The sequence below is a fragment of the Haliea atlantica genome (genome assembly GCF_054779855.1).
The window spans coordinates 410357-426690 of record NZ_BAAGXL010000003.1 but is presented as its reverse complement, the minus strand read 5'-3'; the positions used below and the strand labels follow the sequence as shown (position 1 = coordinate 426690).

The window sequence follows — 16334 nt, the reverse complement described above, 5'->3', positions numbered from 1 at the left end:
GCAGCTGCTGCAGGCAGCGGCGGTTCGGCGCGACGGAGCCTAGAGCAGGCCGATCCGCTGGGCCATGCGCGCCGCCGGAATTAGCAGGCGGCGGATGATCAGATGCTGCTTGCGTGGGTTGTTCACCGGCTGTGGCCGGGTCAAGGGGAAGGGCAGAGTATCCAGCCGCTCCCTCGCCAGTCCCTCGGCAAGCAGCTTGCCCATCAGCGGCGCCATGACATTGCCCCAGGCGTTGAAGTGCATCAGGCCGAAGACGCCGGGGTGCAACTCGAACACGCCCGGAAACTCCTCCTCGCGCAGGGCGACCCGCCCGGTCCAGTAGTGCTGCAGGCGAATATCCGCGTCGCGGGTTGCGGGCCAGGTGCGATGAATCCAGCGCAGGTGCTGCTCGAAGTGCCAGTCGCCGTCGGCGGGGCGCGCGGTGGAGGGCAGGCTGGAGACCACAATGCGCCGGTTTTCATCGATCAGGAAGGGGTGCAAGTCAACCGGTTCCTGGGCGAGGGTGGCCCCGCCGGGCATGATCTCGGCCGCGAGTTCCGCGGGCAGGGGTGCCGTGGCAATTCCGTAGGCGGTCAGGGGGTAGAAGTTGTCGGTCACGCGGGGCTCAATCGGACCCGGGTAGGCATTGGTACACAGGACCACTCGGTCCGCCAGGACACTGCCGGTTTCGGTGGTGACGCGCCAGCGTCGCCCCTCGGCCTGCAAGGTCAGCGCCGCACTGTCTCCGAACACGCGCGCCCCTCGTGTGCGCGCCGCGCGAATCATGCCGTTGGTGAACAGATAGGGGTTGATCCGACCGCCGTCGCGATAGAGCACGCCGTGGCTGTAGTAGGCACTCCCGGTCATCTCGCGCATCGCGTTGGCACCCAGGAAGTCGACCGGCTGCCCCTGCTGTTCCCGCCAGAAACGCGAGCGCTGTCGGAGATCCTCGAAGGTGCCTTCCCGGTGGGTGGCGTGCAGGTAGCCGCTGCGGGTGGCGTCGCAGTCGATGGCGTACTCCCGGGCCAGCTCGAAGGGGATGCTGTGGTGTTCCCGGAAGGCCGCCAGAAAGGCCTTGCCGCCATCCGGGAAGCGCTGGAACACGCTGCGATCCCGCAGGGTTGGCAGGACGTGGCCGGCGTTGCGCCCGGAGGCGCCCCAGCCGGGCTGGCGCGCCTCGAGCACAGCCACATCCAGCCCCGCCCGGGTGAGGTGCAGGCATAGTGAACTTCCGGCCAGGCCTGCGCCTATCACACAGACATCCGCCTGGATGGATTGCGCGAGCGCCGGGTAGCGCGCCACGTCCGGTACCCAGCCGCTGCCCTCGAGCGGAGACATGCCCTGCTCGAACTGGGCCTCGCGCTCGGTCGGCACCTGCCACGCGGCGCCGCCGGGAGCTGAGGTCGTATGATCATCGCCGCCACAGCCCACCAGCAAGGGACTACTGGCGGCGCCGAGTACACCTGCCTTGAGGCAGCTGCGGCGACTGATCCGCGGTCCGGACTCAGTATTCATAGGTGATGTCCAGGCCATAGGTGCGCGGTGCGCCGTACTGTTCAGTGATCGGCCCCAACTCGCCGAAGTTGATCGAGTAGACCGGGTGATCGTCGTCACTGAGGTTCCGGCCCCACAGGCTCACGTTCAGGGTGCCGTCCCCTGCGGGAATCTCTTCCAGGCTAAGGCGGGCGTTGATCAGCGTGCGGGCATCCATGACCTGCGTGTCGCGAATGACCGGCACGCCGTCGATCACTGCGGCATTCAGGGCAGAGGGGTACCACTCGTCCTGCCAGTTGGCCTCCAGGTAGGCTCTGAGATTCCCCGCGCCGGTTCGCGCCAGGAGTGCGTCGAGGTAGACGTTGAGCTGGTTGCCAGGGGCCGAGGTGCGTTTGGCGTAACGCTCGCCCTGCAGGCAGACCTGGGGCTCGGCGGAGCCGCAGACATCCGGGTAATCCTCGAAGTCGCCGTGGATATAGGCATAGTTGAGCCCGATCAGAAGGTCCGCGATGGGGTTGACGGTGATTTCCACCTCTGCGCCCCAGCGCTCGGCCTCGCCGGCATTCAGGATCGAGGTGGTCGGCGTGCTGTCTTGCAGCTGGATGGTGGACAGTTGCACATCATCCCAAGTGTAGGTGTAGAGGGAGCCATTGATTCGCAGGCGGCGATCCCACCAGTCGCTCTTCAGGCCGACCTCCAGGGTTTCGATGGTCTCCTCTGCGTAGGGATTGTCGAAGACCTCGCCGTTGAAGCCACCGCTGCGATAGCCGGTAGCGTAGCGCAGGTAGAGATTGGCATCCGGGGTCAGATCCCAGGCCACGGTGAGGTTGCCACTGATATTGTCAAAACTCTCCTCGCGGCTGACGGCCTGGGCCGGGACCGGGCCAAAGGGCGTCTGGTAGGATGCGTAGCGGTAGTCGATTGCCTTGTCTTCCTCGGTGTAGCGCAGGCCGAGGGTCAGCGCCAGGCGCTGGTCAAAGCCGTCGGGGCGCCAGGTGCCCTGACCGTAAGCTGCGAGAGCCTCGGTGCGGGTTGCGTAGTTTTGCGAGGGGACACCGCCCAGGGGGGCAGCGTAGACCCCCGGGTTGATGTAGCGGGCGTCGTCGTCGAAGTAGTACAGGCCGAAGACGTATTCCAGGGCATCGGTGCTGCCGATCAGTTGCAACTCCTGGGACCACTGCTCGTAGTCGCTCCAGGTATCCTGCTTGCTGTGGAAGGCGCCGATGTCGTCTATCGCGGCCCAGACACCGTCCAGCAGGGGATAGGCGTAACCGCCGGACCCGCCGTAGAGCTGTCCCAGGGTCAGGTGCAGCAGGTCGTGGTAGGCACCGACTCCGTCGCCGTCCAGGCGGCTGTCGATGTCCTCGAGGTCGCCGAAGACATAGGTGGACATGTCGCGGTAGCCGGTAATCGACTTCAGTGTGATCTTGTCCAGATCCCAGCTGATGGTCAGTGCGTGACCGTCGACTTCATTGCGGGAAATCGGGGTGAAGTCCGCGCGGCCCTGCTTTGCGCGCCCCTCGCCCTGGGCGATGGCCTGCTGATAGGCGTCGATGCTTTGCTCCAGCGAGGGAATCCAGCGCTCCGCAATGCGCGGGTCGCTGCCGGGCAGGGTCGACCAGTAGCGGGCGCCCGCCAGCACATCCTGCATGGCGGTCACGCGGTCGTAGAAGCCACCGGCGTCGAGGCTGGTGAAGCCGACGATCTGCTCCAGGGCATTCACCTCGTCCAGCTCGCTGTGGTCATAGCTGTAGTCGACGCTGAGGCGCTCGCTGGGCTCCCAGGCGACGGCGATACGCCAGGCTTCCCGATCCATGTCATTGAAGTCCCGGCCGGGGTGGCTGAGGTTGTCCTGGAAGCCATCCCGCTGGCGCAACTGGTAGCCACCACTGACCGCAAGGTAGCCCAGTCCCTCCCCGGTGACACCCACGGCTGGCAGGTCCAGGTTGACCTTGGTGTGGCGATAGTCGTAATTGCCGACGCCGGCGGTGGCGCGCAGCGCGAGCTCGCCCAGCGGCTTGCGCGAGATGAAGTTGACCGCGCCGCCGGTGGCGTTGCGGCCGTACAGGGTACCCTGTGGGCCCCGCAGGACTTCGATGCGCTCCAGCTCCGCCACGTCCATGGCCGAGCCCAGCTGTTTGCCGACAAAGACCCCGTCGAGGTAGATGGCGACGGCGGGATCCACCGAGAGGTTGGCGGGGGAACCGCCGGAGACCCCGCGCAGGGTCAGGCCGGTAGTGCCGCGGGACCCGGGGGATTCGAAACCACCGACGCCGGGAATCGCGCCAATCAGATCCCCGGAATTGGTCAGGCCGCGCTGCTCCAGGGTGTCCGCCCCCAGTGCGGTGATGGAAATCGGCACGTCCTGACTGCTTTCCTGGCGCTTCTGCGCGGTCACCACGACCTCTTCAATCCCCTGTGCGGCAACCGATGCGGCACCGGCAAGCGTCGCCATGGCAATGGCGCTGCTGATGGTGTTTCTGGCAAATCCCCTGTTCATGCTGCAGTCCCCTGTGATGATTGTTGGTCTGTTCGGCAGGATCTGACCATAGCAGGACAAATGGCTTGCTAGCAAGCCATTTGTCCTGTGGTATGCTTTCCGGCAATTTCGGGTCGCCGTACACGGGCCGGGGCAGGGGTGTCGATGCGGTTCTCTGGCTCTGGAGTACGTCGTCCCCCGGTGAGCATGGAAGTGGAGCGGGATGAGCAAGGCGGAATTTCCGCGCGTGGCGGAAGGTGGTGATGAGCGCCGCGCGCACATTGAATCGGCAGTTGTCGGCGTGATTGCGCGTGCGGGTATCGAGCGTCTGACGGTACGCGCAGTGGCCGAAGCGGCGGGTTGTTCCAAAGGGCTGGTCGAACACTATTTCGGCAACAAGGCCTCGCTGGTGGCGGCGGCTGCGGAGTGGGCCAACCGGACCTATCTGGCGCGTGTTCATCGCGCGGTGGGGGATCATCGGGGCCTGGCGGCGCTGGAGATCCGCCTGCGCCAGTTGCTGCCCTATCGCGAGGAGATCCTGCACGAGTGGAAGGCGCGACTGGCCTTCTGGCAGCAATCCTCCCGCGACGCGCGGGTAGCGGACAGCAGCCGCTCAGCCTTTCAGGAAGTCTACGACCAGTTACTGGACGATGTGCAGGTTGCGAGTGCGCTGGGCGAGATCCCGGATTCCGTGCCGATCCAGGAAACGGCGGAGATGGTGCTGGTCATGCTGGTTGGCTGGAGCACCCTGTGCATCAACAATCCGCGTCTGCGGGAGCAGGCGCCCCTGGACCGTCGGGTCACCATGCTGCTCACGCTGCTGCGCAGTGCTGAACTGGGTGGCTTGGTGGTGGGCGACCCCGACGTGGAGTATTGACCCTATCGAGAAAGGATCGAGTACATGCGAAAGACCGGCCTGGTATGGGAGGAGCGCTTCATGTGGTTCGACTTCGGTTCCTATGCCGATGTCTTCGGCCATACGCCCTGGCTGCAGCCCGGTACGCCGGCCGAAACCCCCGAAAGCAAGCGTCGCATCCTCAATCTGCTTGCGGCCACCGGCCTGCTCGAGCGGCTGCACAGGATCCCGGCCTTTGCGGTGACCCGCGATGACCTGGCGCGGGTGCACACAGCGGCTTACATCGACCAGATCCAGGAACTCTCGCGCCGGGGCGGCAGCGCCGGTCGTGGGGTATCCATGGCCCCGGGAGGCTACGAACTGGCTTGCCTGGCGGCGGGTGGTGCCGGGGCGGCTATCATGGCGGTGCTGTCGGGTGAGGTCGACAACGCCTACGCACTGGTGAGGCCGCCGGGACATCATGCCGAGCCGGATGCGGGTATGTCGCTGTGTATCTTTGCCAACATTGCAGTTGCCGTGCGCCTTGCCCAGGCACGGGGCGCCTTGCGCCGGGTCGCCATCGTCGATTGGGACGCGCACCACGGCAATGGCACCGAAACGGTCTTTCTCCACGATCCGCAGGTATTCACCCTGTCGATTCACCAGGATGGCATGGTGCCGGGGCGCGGCGGCGTGGAGGATACGGGTGCCGGCGAAGCACAGGGTTGCAACCTCAATATTCCGCTGCCACCGGGTTCGGGTTCCGGTGCTTACCTCGCTGCCATGGAACGTGTGGTGGCGCCTGCGTTGCGCCGTTTCCGCCCGGAGTTGATCGTGGTGGCCAGTGGCCTGGACGCCGCGGCCAACGATCCCACTGCCCGGCAGCTGCTCGTGCCGGAGAGCTACCGGCAAATGACACGGCAACTGTCCGCTGTGGCTGATGAGGTCTGTGGCGGGCGGCTGGTCATGGTGCACGAAGGTGGCTATGAGCCGAACATGAGCCCTTTTTGTGGCCTGGCCATTTTCGAAGCCCTGAGCGGCTGCGAGGCGCTGATCCCGGCGCAGGAGAACCTGATGCAGCAGACCTGGGAGCTCCTCAGCCAGGACTATCAGTCTCTGCAGCCCTGGCAGGAGCCCTTCATTGCCGCTGCGGAGGCCCGCGTGACCGGGGTGCCCGAGGGCCCACGGGAGCCGTGATGGCCCGCGGGCGTCAGGTGCCGAATGGCAGCTCTTCGGCCTAGCGAATCTGTGCCGCCGGGCGCTCCTGCCAGTACAGCGGCGCCAGCTCTGCCTCACCGGTGACTTCTTCGTCGAGTGTGCGGGCGTCATAGAGCCGGCCGTTGAGCATCACCCGGGTGATCTTGTCGCTCTGGCGGATATCCGCCAGGGGATTGCCGTCGATGACCACCAGGTCGGCGAGCTTGCCCGCCTCCAGGGAGCCCAGGTCCGCTTGCATGCCCAGGTAGTGTGCCGGGTTGATGGTGGCGGCCGCCAGGGCTTCCATGGGGGTGAAGCCGCCGCGCACGAAGCTCCACATTTCCCAGTGTGTGGCCAGGCCCTCGCGCTGGCCGTGACCGCCGGTGTTGACGCGGATACCCGCCCGCAGCAGGGCGCGAGCCGATGCCGCCGCTTCATCGTCGCGATAGTCCGCCGCCGGTGCCATCGGGCGGCGCACCGAGCGCGGCTGCAGCACCTGTGGCGGCACCCAGCGGGAGAGGATGGGGTGTTTCCACACCTCGGTGTGCTGGTAGTAGTAGTCCTCGGCGGTCAGCCCGCCGTAGCTGACCACCTGGGTCGGTGTGTAGCCGGCGCCGCTCTGGCGCCAGAACTGCATCACGTCATCGTACAGGCTGAGCACGGGGATATTGTGCTCGATACCGGTGACGCCGTCGGCGATCAGGCTCATGTCCATGTGGTAGAGGGAACCGCCCTCGGCCACGGACAGCAGGCCTTCGCGCCGCGCCGCGGCATTCACCTGCTGGCGCTGTTCACGCCGGGGCTGGTTGTAGTTCTTCACCGATATAGCACCCTGGGCCTTGAGGCGACGCGCGTGGGCGAGGGCGTCCTCGAGGGTGTCCACCGGCGACCAGTAGGTGCTCTTGGCGCCGTAGATGATTTCCGCGGTGGAGAAGAGTCGGGGTGAAAGAATGCGCCCGGTGCGGGCGTATTCGGCGGCGGCAAATACCTCCGCGGCGCGGCTCGAGGGGTCGTGCAGGGTGGTGACCCCCAGGGCCAGGTGCGCCAGCAGGTTCCAGTTCTTCTGCGGGATGATGTCCTCGTGGCCGTAGGGGCCGTGGGCGTGGGCATCCACGAAGCCGGGGACGACCGTGCTGCCCGCCAGATCCACCCGGGTGTAGCCCGCGGGAATTGCCAGGTCGGCGTCTCCGACTGCCTGGATGCGATTGCCCTGCACCAGCAGGGTGCCGTTCTCGATCACCCGGCGTTTTTCATCCATGGTCGCGATGCGCGCCCCGGTCAGGGCCAGGCGGCTTTCCGGGGCGGCGTGCTCGACGCTGACTTCCAGGGGGCGCGAGGGGTCCGCGGGGGAGAACTCCGGCTGCATGGCGGTGGCCACCGCCACTTGCTTGAAGTTGGGCCCGGTACTCCAGTGCACGGCGCTGCCGTCCTGGTTCCAGCCGGGAAAGGCCCCCCCGGTCTCGCTGACCCGGACCACCGGGAAGGCCGGCTCGGCGGCATCCAGTACCAGCGGCTTGCCGCTGGGGGTGAATTCGGCCAGGTGCAGGTGGTGGGCGTTTTCAAAGGCGATATGGCGGCCGGTGGGGGAGAGCATGATGCGGGTGGCGAAATCCGCCTCCGCAAGCACGCGCACATCCTGCCCGTCCCGCTGCATGGAGATCAGCTGCGTCTTGGCGGTGGAGCTGCCGCGCCCGGTGGCGGTTTCGGCCCGCTCCTGGGCGTAGAGACGCGTACTGTCGGAGCCGAAGTGGGGGTGGCTGCCGCGCTGGCTGACAAAACGCAGCTCGCCGCCTTCGCTGTCGAGCAGGTAGAGCCCGGGCTTCACGCCCCAGTCCGGGTGCAGCAGCGCATTCCCCGCCAGCTTGCGCAGGGCCAGGGTCTGCCCGTCGCGGTCGATGGCCAGCTCCACATACTGACCCGGGGGGTGTTCCAGTGCCGTTGACTTGCCGCCGCGGGCACTGACCCGACGCACGCTGGTCAGCTTGTTGTCCTGCCAGCGCAGGAAATACACACTCTTGCCATCCGGTGACCACACCGGCGCGTAGTCGAAGCCCTCGCCGCGATCCCGGGTCAGGGGCTCGGGTCTGTCATCACCCCGCTGCAGGTAGAGCTGCCCCAGGGCTTCAAAGACCACCGACTCGCCATCGGGGGAGGGGCTGGCGAAGCGCAGCATACGCAGGGGGAAGCTCTCGGGGGCAACCTCGACGCTGGCGCGGATCGGCGGGTAGAGGCTGCGGGTATCCTGCACGTGAAAGGGGATATCCTGCAGCAGGCCGTTATCCACGGCGAGTCGCCACAGTTTTCCTCCGGCCCAGAACACCAGCTCGCGGCTGTCCGGGGTCCAGGCCATGTTGGGGTAGAGGCCCTGCACCGCCCAGGTTTCCTGCATGTCGAGGTCGAGGTCCGGGTAGACCATGCGCTCGACGCCGCTGTCCAGGTCCATGACGAACAGGCGCGACTCGGCGCGCACGCGCTTGACGTAGGCGAGGCGCTTGCCGTCGGGGGAGGGAGTGGGACGAACGGCGCCACCGGGGCCGCCGGCGACGGTGCTCACCTCGCCGGTGGTCAGTTCCACCCGGCGGATCTGGAACAGCTCGGTGTTGCTGTCCTGGTGGTAGATAAAGGTGTCCCCCGGGGTGACGTTGAGGGTGAAGTAGAGGAAGCGACCGTCGGGGCTGAAGGCCGGTTCGCCCTGTTCCTTTTGGAAGGTCTCGCTGGGCCGTTCTACCACCTGCTGTCCGCTTCGCCCCTTGCCACCGTCGGTATGGTAGAGCCAGATCTCCCCGGTGCCGAGGGAGCGCGAGGTGGTGAAGTGCTTGCGGGCGGCGAGGTAGTTGCCATCCGGGCTCCAGACCGGGTTGTTCAGCAGACGGAAGTCCTCGAAGGTGACCTGCCGCTGCTCGCCACTCTGGCGGTCCAGCAGCCAGAGGTTGTCGCCGCCCTGGCGATCCGAGGTGAAGGCGATATGCCGGCCATCGGGGCTGTAGCGGGGCTGCATGTCCCAGGCGTGCCCGGAGAGCAGGGGAGTGGCCTTGCCGCCGGTGATGGGGATTTCGTAGATGTCGCCGAGCAGGTCAAAGACGATATGGCGCCCGTCCGGGGACACGTCGAGGCTCATCCAGGTGCCTTCCCGCACATCGATTTTCGCGCTGAGGGGGTCGGCGCCGAGTTGCGGTTCGGCCACCGACCAGTCGGCGGGCGCGTCGCCGGCTGCGAGTGTGCTGGCCGCGAGGCCCAGCCAGAGTGGCAGCAGGTGACGGATCAATCGGAACAAGCGCATGTTTTTCTCCTGAATGCGACGGCGCCGGGGGTGATCCAGCCCGGGCCAAAGGCGTACCATACAACGATGCGCGACGCGTATGAACCTCATCCCAGGGAGTCCCATCCATGTCATTGCCATCCGTCCTTCGCCGCTTCGCCCGCCAGTCACTGGCAGTGCTGTCCCTCGCTCTGCTGGCACTGCCCGCCAGTGCACAACCCGTCGTGGGGGAACCCGCTCCGGATTTCACCCTGCCCGCCAGTGACGGCGAGACCTACCGTCTCGCGGACTATGTGGGCAAGCAGGCGGTTGTGCTGGCCTGGTTCCCCCGGGCCTTTACCTCGGGCTGCACCATTGAGTGCAAGTCCCTGGCGGAGAACGGCCACCTGATCCGCGAGTACGACGTGCAGTATTTCATGGCCAGCGTGGACCCACTGGAGAAGAACCGCGAGTTCGCCGAGGACACCGGGGCGGATTTTCCCCTGCTGAGTGACGAGGAAAAAGACGCTGCACGCGCCTACGGGGTGCTCTCTCCCCTCGGCTTTGCCAAGCGACACACCGTCTACATCGGTGCCGACGGCACGGTGCTGAAGGTCGACACTGACATCAATCCGGAAACCGCCGCCCAGGACATGGCGGCCACCCTGGGCGAGCTCGGTGTGGCCCGGCGATCGGATTCTTGAGGGTTCCCGCGTCGGGGTAGCGGCGCCCCAAGGGCGGTTCCGGCGCCCTTGGGCGTGAATTTCCGGCAATTCGTCGCTTTGCTGCATTGCGGCCCGTGTCCCCCGGCCTCGCGGGGACTATAATCTCCGCTTTTGCTATCACCCTATTCCCACCCGCGCGCAGGCACGGGTGGCGGGGTGCTTTGGACGTTGGGCCGGCCCGTCATGCTGAGTGTCAAGGAAACCCGCGAGCTGTTCCGCCTGGCCCTGCCCATGGTGGTGTCCCAGAGTGCCTTCGCCCTGATGGTATTCACCGACCGCCTGTTCATGGCGCAGATCGACGCCCTGCACATTGCCGCGGCCCTGGGTGGTGGGGTGACCTTCTTCGTGACAGTCGCTCTTTTTATCGGCGTCATGTCCTACGCCACGGCCCTGGTTGCGCAGTACCAGGGTGCCGGCCAGCTGGCCAAGTGCCCGCGGGTTCTCACCCAGGGCATCATCATGGCGGCTGCCTGCCAGCCCCTGTTGTGGTTGCTGGGCTGGTTCACGGGCGACCTGTTTGCGCTGATGGGACACCCGCCGGAACAGGTGCAGCTGGAGCGCGACTACTATTACGTGATGCTCGCCGGTGCCTTCTTCGGGCTGAGCAAGGCCTGCGTGGCGGGCTACTTCTGTGGCATCTCCCGCACGCGGGTGGTGATGATTGCCGATGTGCTCGGGGTGATGGTCAACGTTCCTCTGACCTGGGCCCTGGTATTCGGGCACTTTGGCTTGCCGGAACTGGGTATCCGCGGGGCGGCCCTGGGGACAGTGATTGCGACCGCTTTTACCCTCTGCGTGTACGCCGTCTTCTATTTCAACCGCGTGCATCGCGAGCGTTTCCAGGTGTTGCGCTCCTTCCATCTCGACCTCGCCATCCTGCGGCGCTACGTGCGCCTGGGCCTGCCCTCCGGCTTTGAAACCTTCGTCGGCGCGGCGACCTTCAACTTCTTCCTGCTGCTGTTCCAGTCCTACGGCGTCGCCGAAGGTGCCGCGATGGCCATCGTCTTCAACTGGGACATGCTCAATTACGTGCCCCTGATCGGCCTGAATATCGCGGTCACCAGCATGATCGGCAACGCCGTGGGGGCCCGGGACATGACCCGTACCAACCAGGTGATCGCCGCCGGCTTTGCCATCGCCCTGGGTTACTCCGCGGTGCTGGCCGTGGTCTTCGTGATCTTTCGCGTGCCCTTCATGGAGGTCTTCAGCACCCCGGAAGAGGACTTCAGCGTGATCGTGGAGATCGGTGCCCGCATGATGATCGGCATGGCCACCTACGTGCTGGCGGATGCGGTCATCCTGGTCAGCAGCGGCGTTCTGCGCGGCGCCGGCGACACCCGCTGGCTGATGAACACCAGCATGAGCCTGCACGTGCTGATGCTGGCGACCCAGTGGGTGATGATCAAGGTACTGGACTACCCGCCGCTGGTGAGCTGGTGGGGCTTCGTGGCGATGCTGCTGGCCCTGGCGGTGATCTACCTCCTGCGCCTGCTCGGCCACCGCTGGCGCCACCCCGACCGCCTGGCGCGGGTCATGGCCGAGTAGCCCCGCACCGACCACGCATGCCCGCGTGTCTCCCGTGAGTCGAGTTCTGCGCCTCGGGCATGCCACTTGTCTGGATTGCTTGGTGCATTCTGCGGGACCGCCGTGCCTCCGCAAGCGGGGCTATGGGGACACGCAGTGAATACGTCCCTGTAGCTCGACGGCGACATCCCTGTCGCCGACGGTCCCCATAGCCCCGCTTGCGAAGCCACGGCTCCGGGTAGCCTGAGAGCGCGCATCCTGTCTGCAAGTGTCTGCCGCAGTCAGGTATCCCGCTATGCAGCTCTTTTAGAGGAGCGGGGCCACCCAGCGTTTATCGTCCCACGGAGCAGCGTGTCGCAGTCATGACCTGTTTGGGACCTTCGGCCGCATGGACGCGGCCGAAGAGCTACAGGGACGTATTTACCGCGTGTCCCAAACAGGTCATGACTGCGACCCGCTGCGGACCCTCTGGAGCTGGAGGCGCGCGCAGCGGCTACAGCGTCAGGATGCGCCGCAGCAGGCCGTCCTCGCTGCGGTGCTGCTCCCGGTAGAGCAGCAACTCCCGCAGTTGGCCGTCAATGCGCCCGGCGATATCGTCCCGCAGCTTCTCCAATTGCCGCGGCGTCGGGGTGCGGCCGGCGAAACGGGACAGATCGAGGGGCTCGGCGAAGCCGATAAAGCAGCGCTTGGGCTTCGGCAGGGGGCTGCCCAGGGCGCCCAGGGGAACCGGGGGCAGGATATCCCGCCGGGTATCGGGCGTGAGAATGCCGAGTTGCCGGAGCAGGCGACCCGGGGGTGAGTCGGGCAGGTCGGCGCTGCTGATCAGCTGGTCGTAGAATTCGTCGGGGCCGACCATGCCGAAGGGCTGGATGGTGTAGCCCTGGCGGGCGGCCAGGCGCAGGAAGCCGAAGCGCTCGCGCCACTGCAGCCGGTAGCGCTGGCTGGCCGGCTTGACCGCCTCGTGGGCGCCGCCGGGAAAAACCAGCAGGTCTTCGCCGGCCTCCATCAGGGCGCGGCAGACCTCGGGGTGTCCGATGATCGCACCGCGGCTGAGCAGGGCCCGTTCGGTCAAGGGGTAGTGGAACAGGAAACGGTCCCCGAGGGCGCGCAGGAAGCGCTGCTGCTCCCGCTGCATCACGGTGGCCACGATGACCGCGTCGAGGGCAAACAGGCTGTGGTTGCCGACGAACAGGCAGGGCCCCTCGGACAGCCGCTCGAGTCCGCTGAGTTGCGGCCGGAATACCCGCTGCACCAGCTGCTGACGGGCGAACGTTTCCAGGTCCCGGGGCGGGCTGACCTGCAGTGCCTGTTCGATGTGCCGTTGCAGGCCCGGGTCGGGTGCCTTCGGCGCTGCCGCTCGTCTGTCGGCCGCCACTTGCTACTCGCTCCCCAGCAGGCGGCCCAGACCGCGCTCGTGCAGGGCATTTTCCAGCAGTGTCCGGATGGCCTGGCTGTTGTCCAGTTGCAGCGCCCTGCCGGCCAGATCGGCGGCTTCGGTCTCGGTGATGGAGCGCAGCAGCCACTTGATGCGCGGCAGTTTCGAGGCACTCATGCTGAGCTGGCGCACACCGGTGCCGAGCAGGAACAGCACCGCCGCCGGGTCGGAGGCCATTTCCCCACACAGGCTGAGGGGCAGGCCGGTTTCCCGCGTGATCCGCGCGATCCGGGCAATTTCCTGCAGCACGGCGGGGTGAATGTGATCGTAGGCTCCGGCCACCCGTGGATTGTTGCGGTCGAGCGCGAGCAGGTACTGGCTGAGGTCGTTGGAGCCAATGGAGACGAAGTCGAGGCGCTTGGCCCAGGCCGGCAACAGCGAGATCGCCGCCGGCACTTCCACCATGATGCCCACCGGTGGACGGCGCACGGGCAGGCCCTCCTCCGTCAGCTGTGCCAGGGCGTCGTCGAGGAGGGCGTGAAAGGCGACGATTTCCCCGGTGTTGCTGATCATCGGCAGGAGGATGTGGAGTTCTTCCCCGCCCGCCGCCGCGCGCAGCATGGCCCGCACCTGGGTCATCAGCAGGGCGCTGTTGTCGAGGCAGAAGCGGATTCCCCGCCAGCCCAGCGCCGGATTGTCCTCGTGGATCGGAAAGTAGGGCAGGGGCTTGTCGCCGCCGATGTCGAGGATACGCATGTAGACCGGGCGACCGCGATAGGCAGCCAGCACCTGGCTGTAGGTGTTGACCTGGTCTTCCTCCGAGGGAAAGGTGTCGCTGATCATGAAGGGCATTTCGGTGCGGTAAAGCCCGATGCCCTCGGCGCCATTGGCCAGCCCCGGGGAGATGTCCGCCAGCAAACCGGTATTGGCCAGCAGGCGGATGCGCACGCCGTCGGTGGTGGTGGCCGGCAGGTCGCGCAGGCCGGCCAGCTCGCCTTTCAGCGCCTGTTCGGCGTACTGCAGGCGCTCGAACTCTCGCCGCACCGAGGTACTGGGGTGGACGATGACCTGGCCGACATTGCCGTCGACAATCAGGGGCACGCCGTTGTCCACGCCCTTGAGCTTGCCGGTGCCCATGACGGCGGCCACGCCCAGGGCGTTGGCCAGCACGGCGGTATGCGACAGGCTGGAACCGCTGAAGCAGACGATCCCCGCCAGGCGCTGCGGGTCACAGGCGGCGATGTCGGAGACACTCACCTTGTCCCCGACCAGGATGATGGGGCCATCAATGCCCTGGGGCCGGTGCTCCGGGGCACCGCTCCAGGCCTGGTAGAGCTTGTTGCCGAGATGGTGGAGGTCCTCGTGGCGGGCCTTGAGGTAGGGGTCCTCCATGGCGCGAAACAGCTCGGCGTAGTGGTGCACCACCTGGCGCAGGGCGCCGGGGAGCCAGTTGCCCTGGGCAATGGCCTGCTCTACCCCCAGTCGCAGGCCCGGATCATTGAGTAGCATCTGGTAGGCGGAGAAGACCGCCGCCACTCCCTCCGACAGTTCCTGCTCCATGCTGCGCCGTTCGGTCTCGACGTCCGCGCTGACCTGGGCCAGCAACTGTCGCCATTCGTCGATCGCGGCCTCGACGTTTTCGCAAGGTCGATCGGGTACGGCGTAGAGGTCCACCGTATCGCACAGCCAGGCCTGCCCGATACCCGTGCCCGGGGCGCCCTTGACCCCGCGAACGCGGCGCAGGGTGTTGCTGCCGCCCGCGCTGGCCAGGGGCTCCGGGGGCAGCACCAGTGCCAGCTGTGTGGCCAGGGTGACCAGGAAGGCCTGCTCTTCCTCGGACATCAGCCGCGGCTCCCGCGACTGCACCACGAGTACGCCAATGACGGCGCCGGCGCGCACCACGGGCACCCCGCAAAAGCTGCGGAATTCGTCCTCGTGGGTCTCGGCGAGGTAACAGAAGTCGGGGTGTGCCGGGGCGTCCGCCACGACCACCGGGTGGCGTGTCTGGGCTACCCGTCCAACCAGGCCGCGGCCTGGTGGCAGGCTGCTGTGGCCGACGGCGCGGGGGTCGAGGCCCTCGGTCGCGGCCAGCAGCATGCTGCCATCGGCCGCGGCGATATACAGGCTGCACACTTCCACACCCATGCTGCGGTGAATGGCCTCCACAATCAATCGCACCTGGTCGTCGGTTTCCTCCGCCTGGGCGGCGGCCTGGACGATACGGGTGAGTTGTAGCAGGGCATTCATCGGGTGGAGCTTCCGGGTGGCAGGCATCAGTAAACAGTATCCGCTATAGTGACCGGGCCATGCCAGTCACCAATAAGAGGGAAAATACCATGAGCGACACGGGATTGCAGTTGCGTACGCGGGTCAATGCCGAGGGAACCCTGACCCTGTGGCTGGAGGAGCAGCCGGTTCCGCGCCCGGGGCCGGAGGAAGTCGTGCTGCGGGTTGGCGCGGCACCGATCAATCCCTCGGATCTCTTTCTGCTCTTCGGTCCGGCGGACCCGGCGAGCGCCCGGGTCGAGGGTACGCCGGAGCGTCCCGAGGTCACCCTGACCCTGCCGGAGGGAACGTTGCCGCTGGTGCAGGCGCGCGTTGGACAGGCCCTGGCGGCCGGCAACGAGGGCGCGGGAACGGTGATTGCCGCGGGTGATTCCGCCCAGGCCCAGGCACTGCTCGGTCGCACCGTCGGGGTCTTCGGCGGTGAGATGTTCAGTCAGTATCGCTGCGTGAATGCCCTGCAGTGCCTGCCGCTGGAGGAGGGCACAACCGCGGAACAGGGCGCGTCCTGCTTCGTCAACCCGATGACCGCCCTGGGAATGCGGGAAACCCTGATGATGGAAGGGCACAGTGCCCTGGTGCACACCGCGGCCGCCAGCAACCTCGGGCAGATGCTCAATCGCCTCTGCCAGGCGGACGATATTCCCCTGGTCAACATCGTGCGGCGCCAGGAGCAGGTTGCCCTGTTGCGCTCGCAAAGCGCCGCGCATGTACTGGACAGCAGCAGTGACAGCTTCATGTCCGACCTGGTGTCGGCGATAGAGGCGACCGGGGCCACCCTGGCCTTCGACGCCGTGGGCGGCGGCAAGCTGGCCAGTCAGATTCTCACCGCGATGGAGTCGGTGGCGGCGCAACAGATGAGCGAATACAACCGCTACGGCTCGAATACCTACAAGCAGGTCTATATCTATGGAGCCCTCGACCTGGCGCCGACCACACTGACCCGCAACTTCGGCTTTGCCTGGGGCGTCGGCGGCTGGTTGCTGCCACAGTTCCTGCAGCGCGCCGGGCCCGAACGCACCGAGTCGATGCGCGCGCGAGTCGCCCGGGAGATCAACACCACCTTTGCCAGTCAGTACAGCCATCGTATCAGTCTGGCGGAGATGCTCGACTCCGCGGTGATGCAGGCCTACAACCGCCGCGCCACCGGCGACAAATACCTGGTGCTGCCCTGAAGAAAGTGCGCGGGCGCTTGTTGGTTTCGC

The 16334-nt window shown here is 66.6% G+C and carries 10 protein-coding genes; 5 read left to right on the top strand and 5 right to left on the bottom strand.

Translation table 11 applies throughout. From position 1 onward, the window contains the following. Positions 1-39: 39 nt before the first annotated feature. Positions 40-1494, bottom strand: a complete 1455-nt coding sequence (locus ACYVGS_RS01970) for an NAD(P)/FAD-dependent oxidoreductase (RefSeq protein WP_460586950.1) — start codon at positions 1492-1494, stop codon at positions 40-42. Continuing rightward, positions 1484-3973, bottom strand: coding sequence for a TonB-dependent receptor (locus ACYVGS_RS01965; protein WP_460586949.1), 2490 nt, complete (start codon positions 3971-3973; stop codon positions 1484-1486). The genes ACYVGS_RS01970 and ACYVGS_RS01965 overlap by 11 nt, the downstream gene beginning before the upstream one ends. 202 nt (positions 3974-4175) lie before the next feature. Here ACYVGS_RS01965 and ACYVGS_RS01960 point away from each other — a divergent pair, with 202 nt between their 5' ends. After that, positions 4176-4829: a TetR/AcrR family transcriptional regulator gene (locus tag ACYVGS_RS01960; protein ID WP_460586948.1), complete on the top strand. Its 654-nt coding sequence runs from the start codon at positions 4176-4178 to the stop codon at positions 4827-4829. A 24-nt stretch (positions 4830-4853) separates the two neighbouring features. Beyond that, the gene (locus ACYVGS_RS01955; protein ID WP_460586947.1) at positions 4854-5984 is read left to right on the top strand and encodes a class II histone deacetylase; all 1131 of its coding nucleotides are present in this window, start codon (positions 4854-4856) and stop codon (positions 5982-5984) included. A 40-nt stretch (positions 5985-6024) separates the two neighbouring features. Here the strand turns inward: ACYVGS_RS01955 and ACYVGS_RS01950 are convergent, their stop codons facing one another. Beyond that, the gene (locus tag ACYVGS_RS01950; RefSeq protein WP_460586946.1) at positions 6025-9264 is read right to left on the bottom strand and encodes an amidohydrolase family protein; all 3240 of its coding nucleotides are present in this window, start codon (positions 9262-9264) and stop codon (positions 6025-6027) included. Between the two features lie 107 nt (positions 9265-9371). Between ACYVGS_RS01950 and ACYVGS_RS01945 the strand changes: the two genes are divergently transcribed. Together ACYVGS_RS01945 and ACYVGS_RS01940 are read left to right on the top strand one after the other, a co-directional pair. After that, positions 9372-9926: a peroxiredoxin gene (locus ACYVGS_RS01945; RefSeq protein WP_460586945.1), complete on the top strand. Its 555-nt coding sequence runs from the start codon at positions 9372-9374 to the stop codon at positions 9924-9926. A 204-nt stretch (positions 9927-10130) separates the two neighbouring features. Beyond that, a complete protein-coding gene (locus tag ACYVGS_RS01940) occupies positions 10131-11492 on the top strand; it encodes an MATE family efflux transporter (RefSeq protein ID WP_460586944.1) in 1362 nt (453 codons plus the stop codon). A gap of 472 nt (positions 11493-11964) precedes the next feature. Here the strand turns inward: ACYVGS_RS01940 and ACYVGS_RS01935 are convergent, their stop codons facing one another. Both ACYVGS_RS01935 and ptsP read right to left on the bottom strand, forming a co-directional pair. Then, positions 11965-12846, bottom strand: a complete 882-nt coding sequence (locus ACYVGS_RS01935; RefSeq protein WP_460586943.1) for a lysophospholipid acyltransferase family protein — start codon at positions 12844-12846, stop codon at positions 11965-11967. 3 nt (positions 12847-12849) lie between these two features. Continuing rightward, entirely contained in the window at positions 12850-15120 is a 2271-nt protein-coding gene (gene ptsP, locus ACYVGS_RS01930; protein WP_460586942.1) for a phosphoenolpyruvate--protein phosphotransferase, read from the bottom strand. Positions 15121-15182: 62 nt separating this feature from the next. On the opposite strand from ptsP, the gene ACYVGS_RS01925 reads away from it, so the two are divergent. Then, positions 15183-16304 (top strand): zinc-binding dehydrogenase, encoded by a 1122-nt coding sequence (locus ACYVGS_RS01925; RefSeq protein WP_460586941.1) that lies wholly within the window; start codon positions 15183-15185, stop codon positions 16302-16304. The last annotated feature ends 30 nt before the right edge of the window (positions 16305-16334 follow it).

What these genes read in the sequence shown, in the direction of transcription:
- ptsP (WP_460586942.1), bottom strand. Translation starts at nt 15,120, where the DNA reads ATGCCTGCCACCCGGAAGCTCCACCCGATGAATGCCCTGCTACAACTC.
- ACYVGS_RS01955 (WP_460586947.1), top strand. Translation starts at nt 4,854, where the DNA reads ATGCGAAAGACCGGCCTGGTATGGGAGGAGCGCTTCATGTGGTTCGAC.
- ACYVGS_RS01945 (WP_460586945.1), top strand. Translation starts at nt 9,372, where the DNA reads ATGTCATTGCCATCCGTCCTTCGCCGCTTCGCCCGCCAGTCACTGGCA.
- ACYVGS_RS01925 (WP_460586941.1), top strand. Translation starts at nt 15,183, where the DNA reads ATGAGCGACACGGGATTGCAGTTGCGTACGCGGGTCAATGCCGAGGGA.
- ACYVGS_RS01970 (WP_460586950.1), bottom strand. Translation starts at nt 1,494, where the DNA reads ATGAATACTGAGTCCGGACCGCGGATCAGTCGCCGCAGCTGCCTCAAG.
- ACYVGS_RS01960 (WP_460586948.1), top strand. Translation starts at nt 4,176, where the DNA reads ATGAGCAAGGCGGAATTTCCGCGCGTGGCGGAAGGTGGTGATGAGCGC.
- ACYVGS_RS01940 (WP_460586944.1), top strand. Translation starts at nt 10,131, where the DNA reads ATGCTGAGTGTCAAGGAAACCCGCGAGCTGTTCCGCCTGGCCCTGCCC.
- ACYVGS_RS01965 (WP_460586949.1), bottom strand. Translation starts at nt 3,973, where the DNA reads ATGAACAGGGGATTTGCCAGAAACACCATCAGCAGCGCCATTGCCATG.
- ACYVGS_RS01950 (WP_460586946.1), bottom strand. Translation starts at nt 9,264, where the DNA reads ATGCGCTTGTTCCGATTGATCCGTCACCTGCTGCCACTCTGGCTGGGC.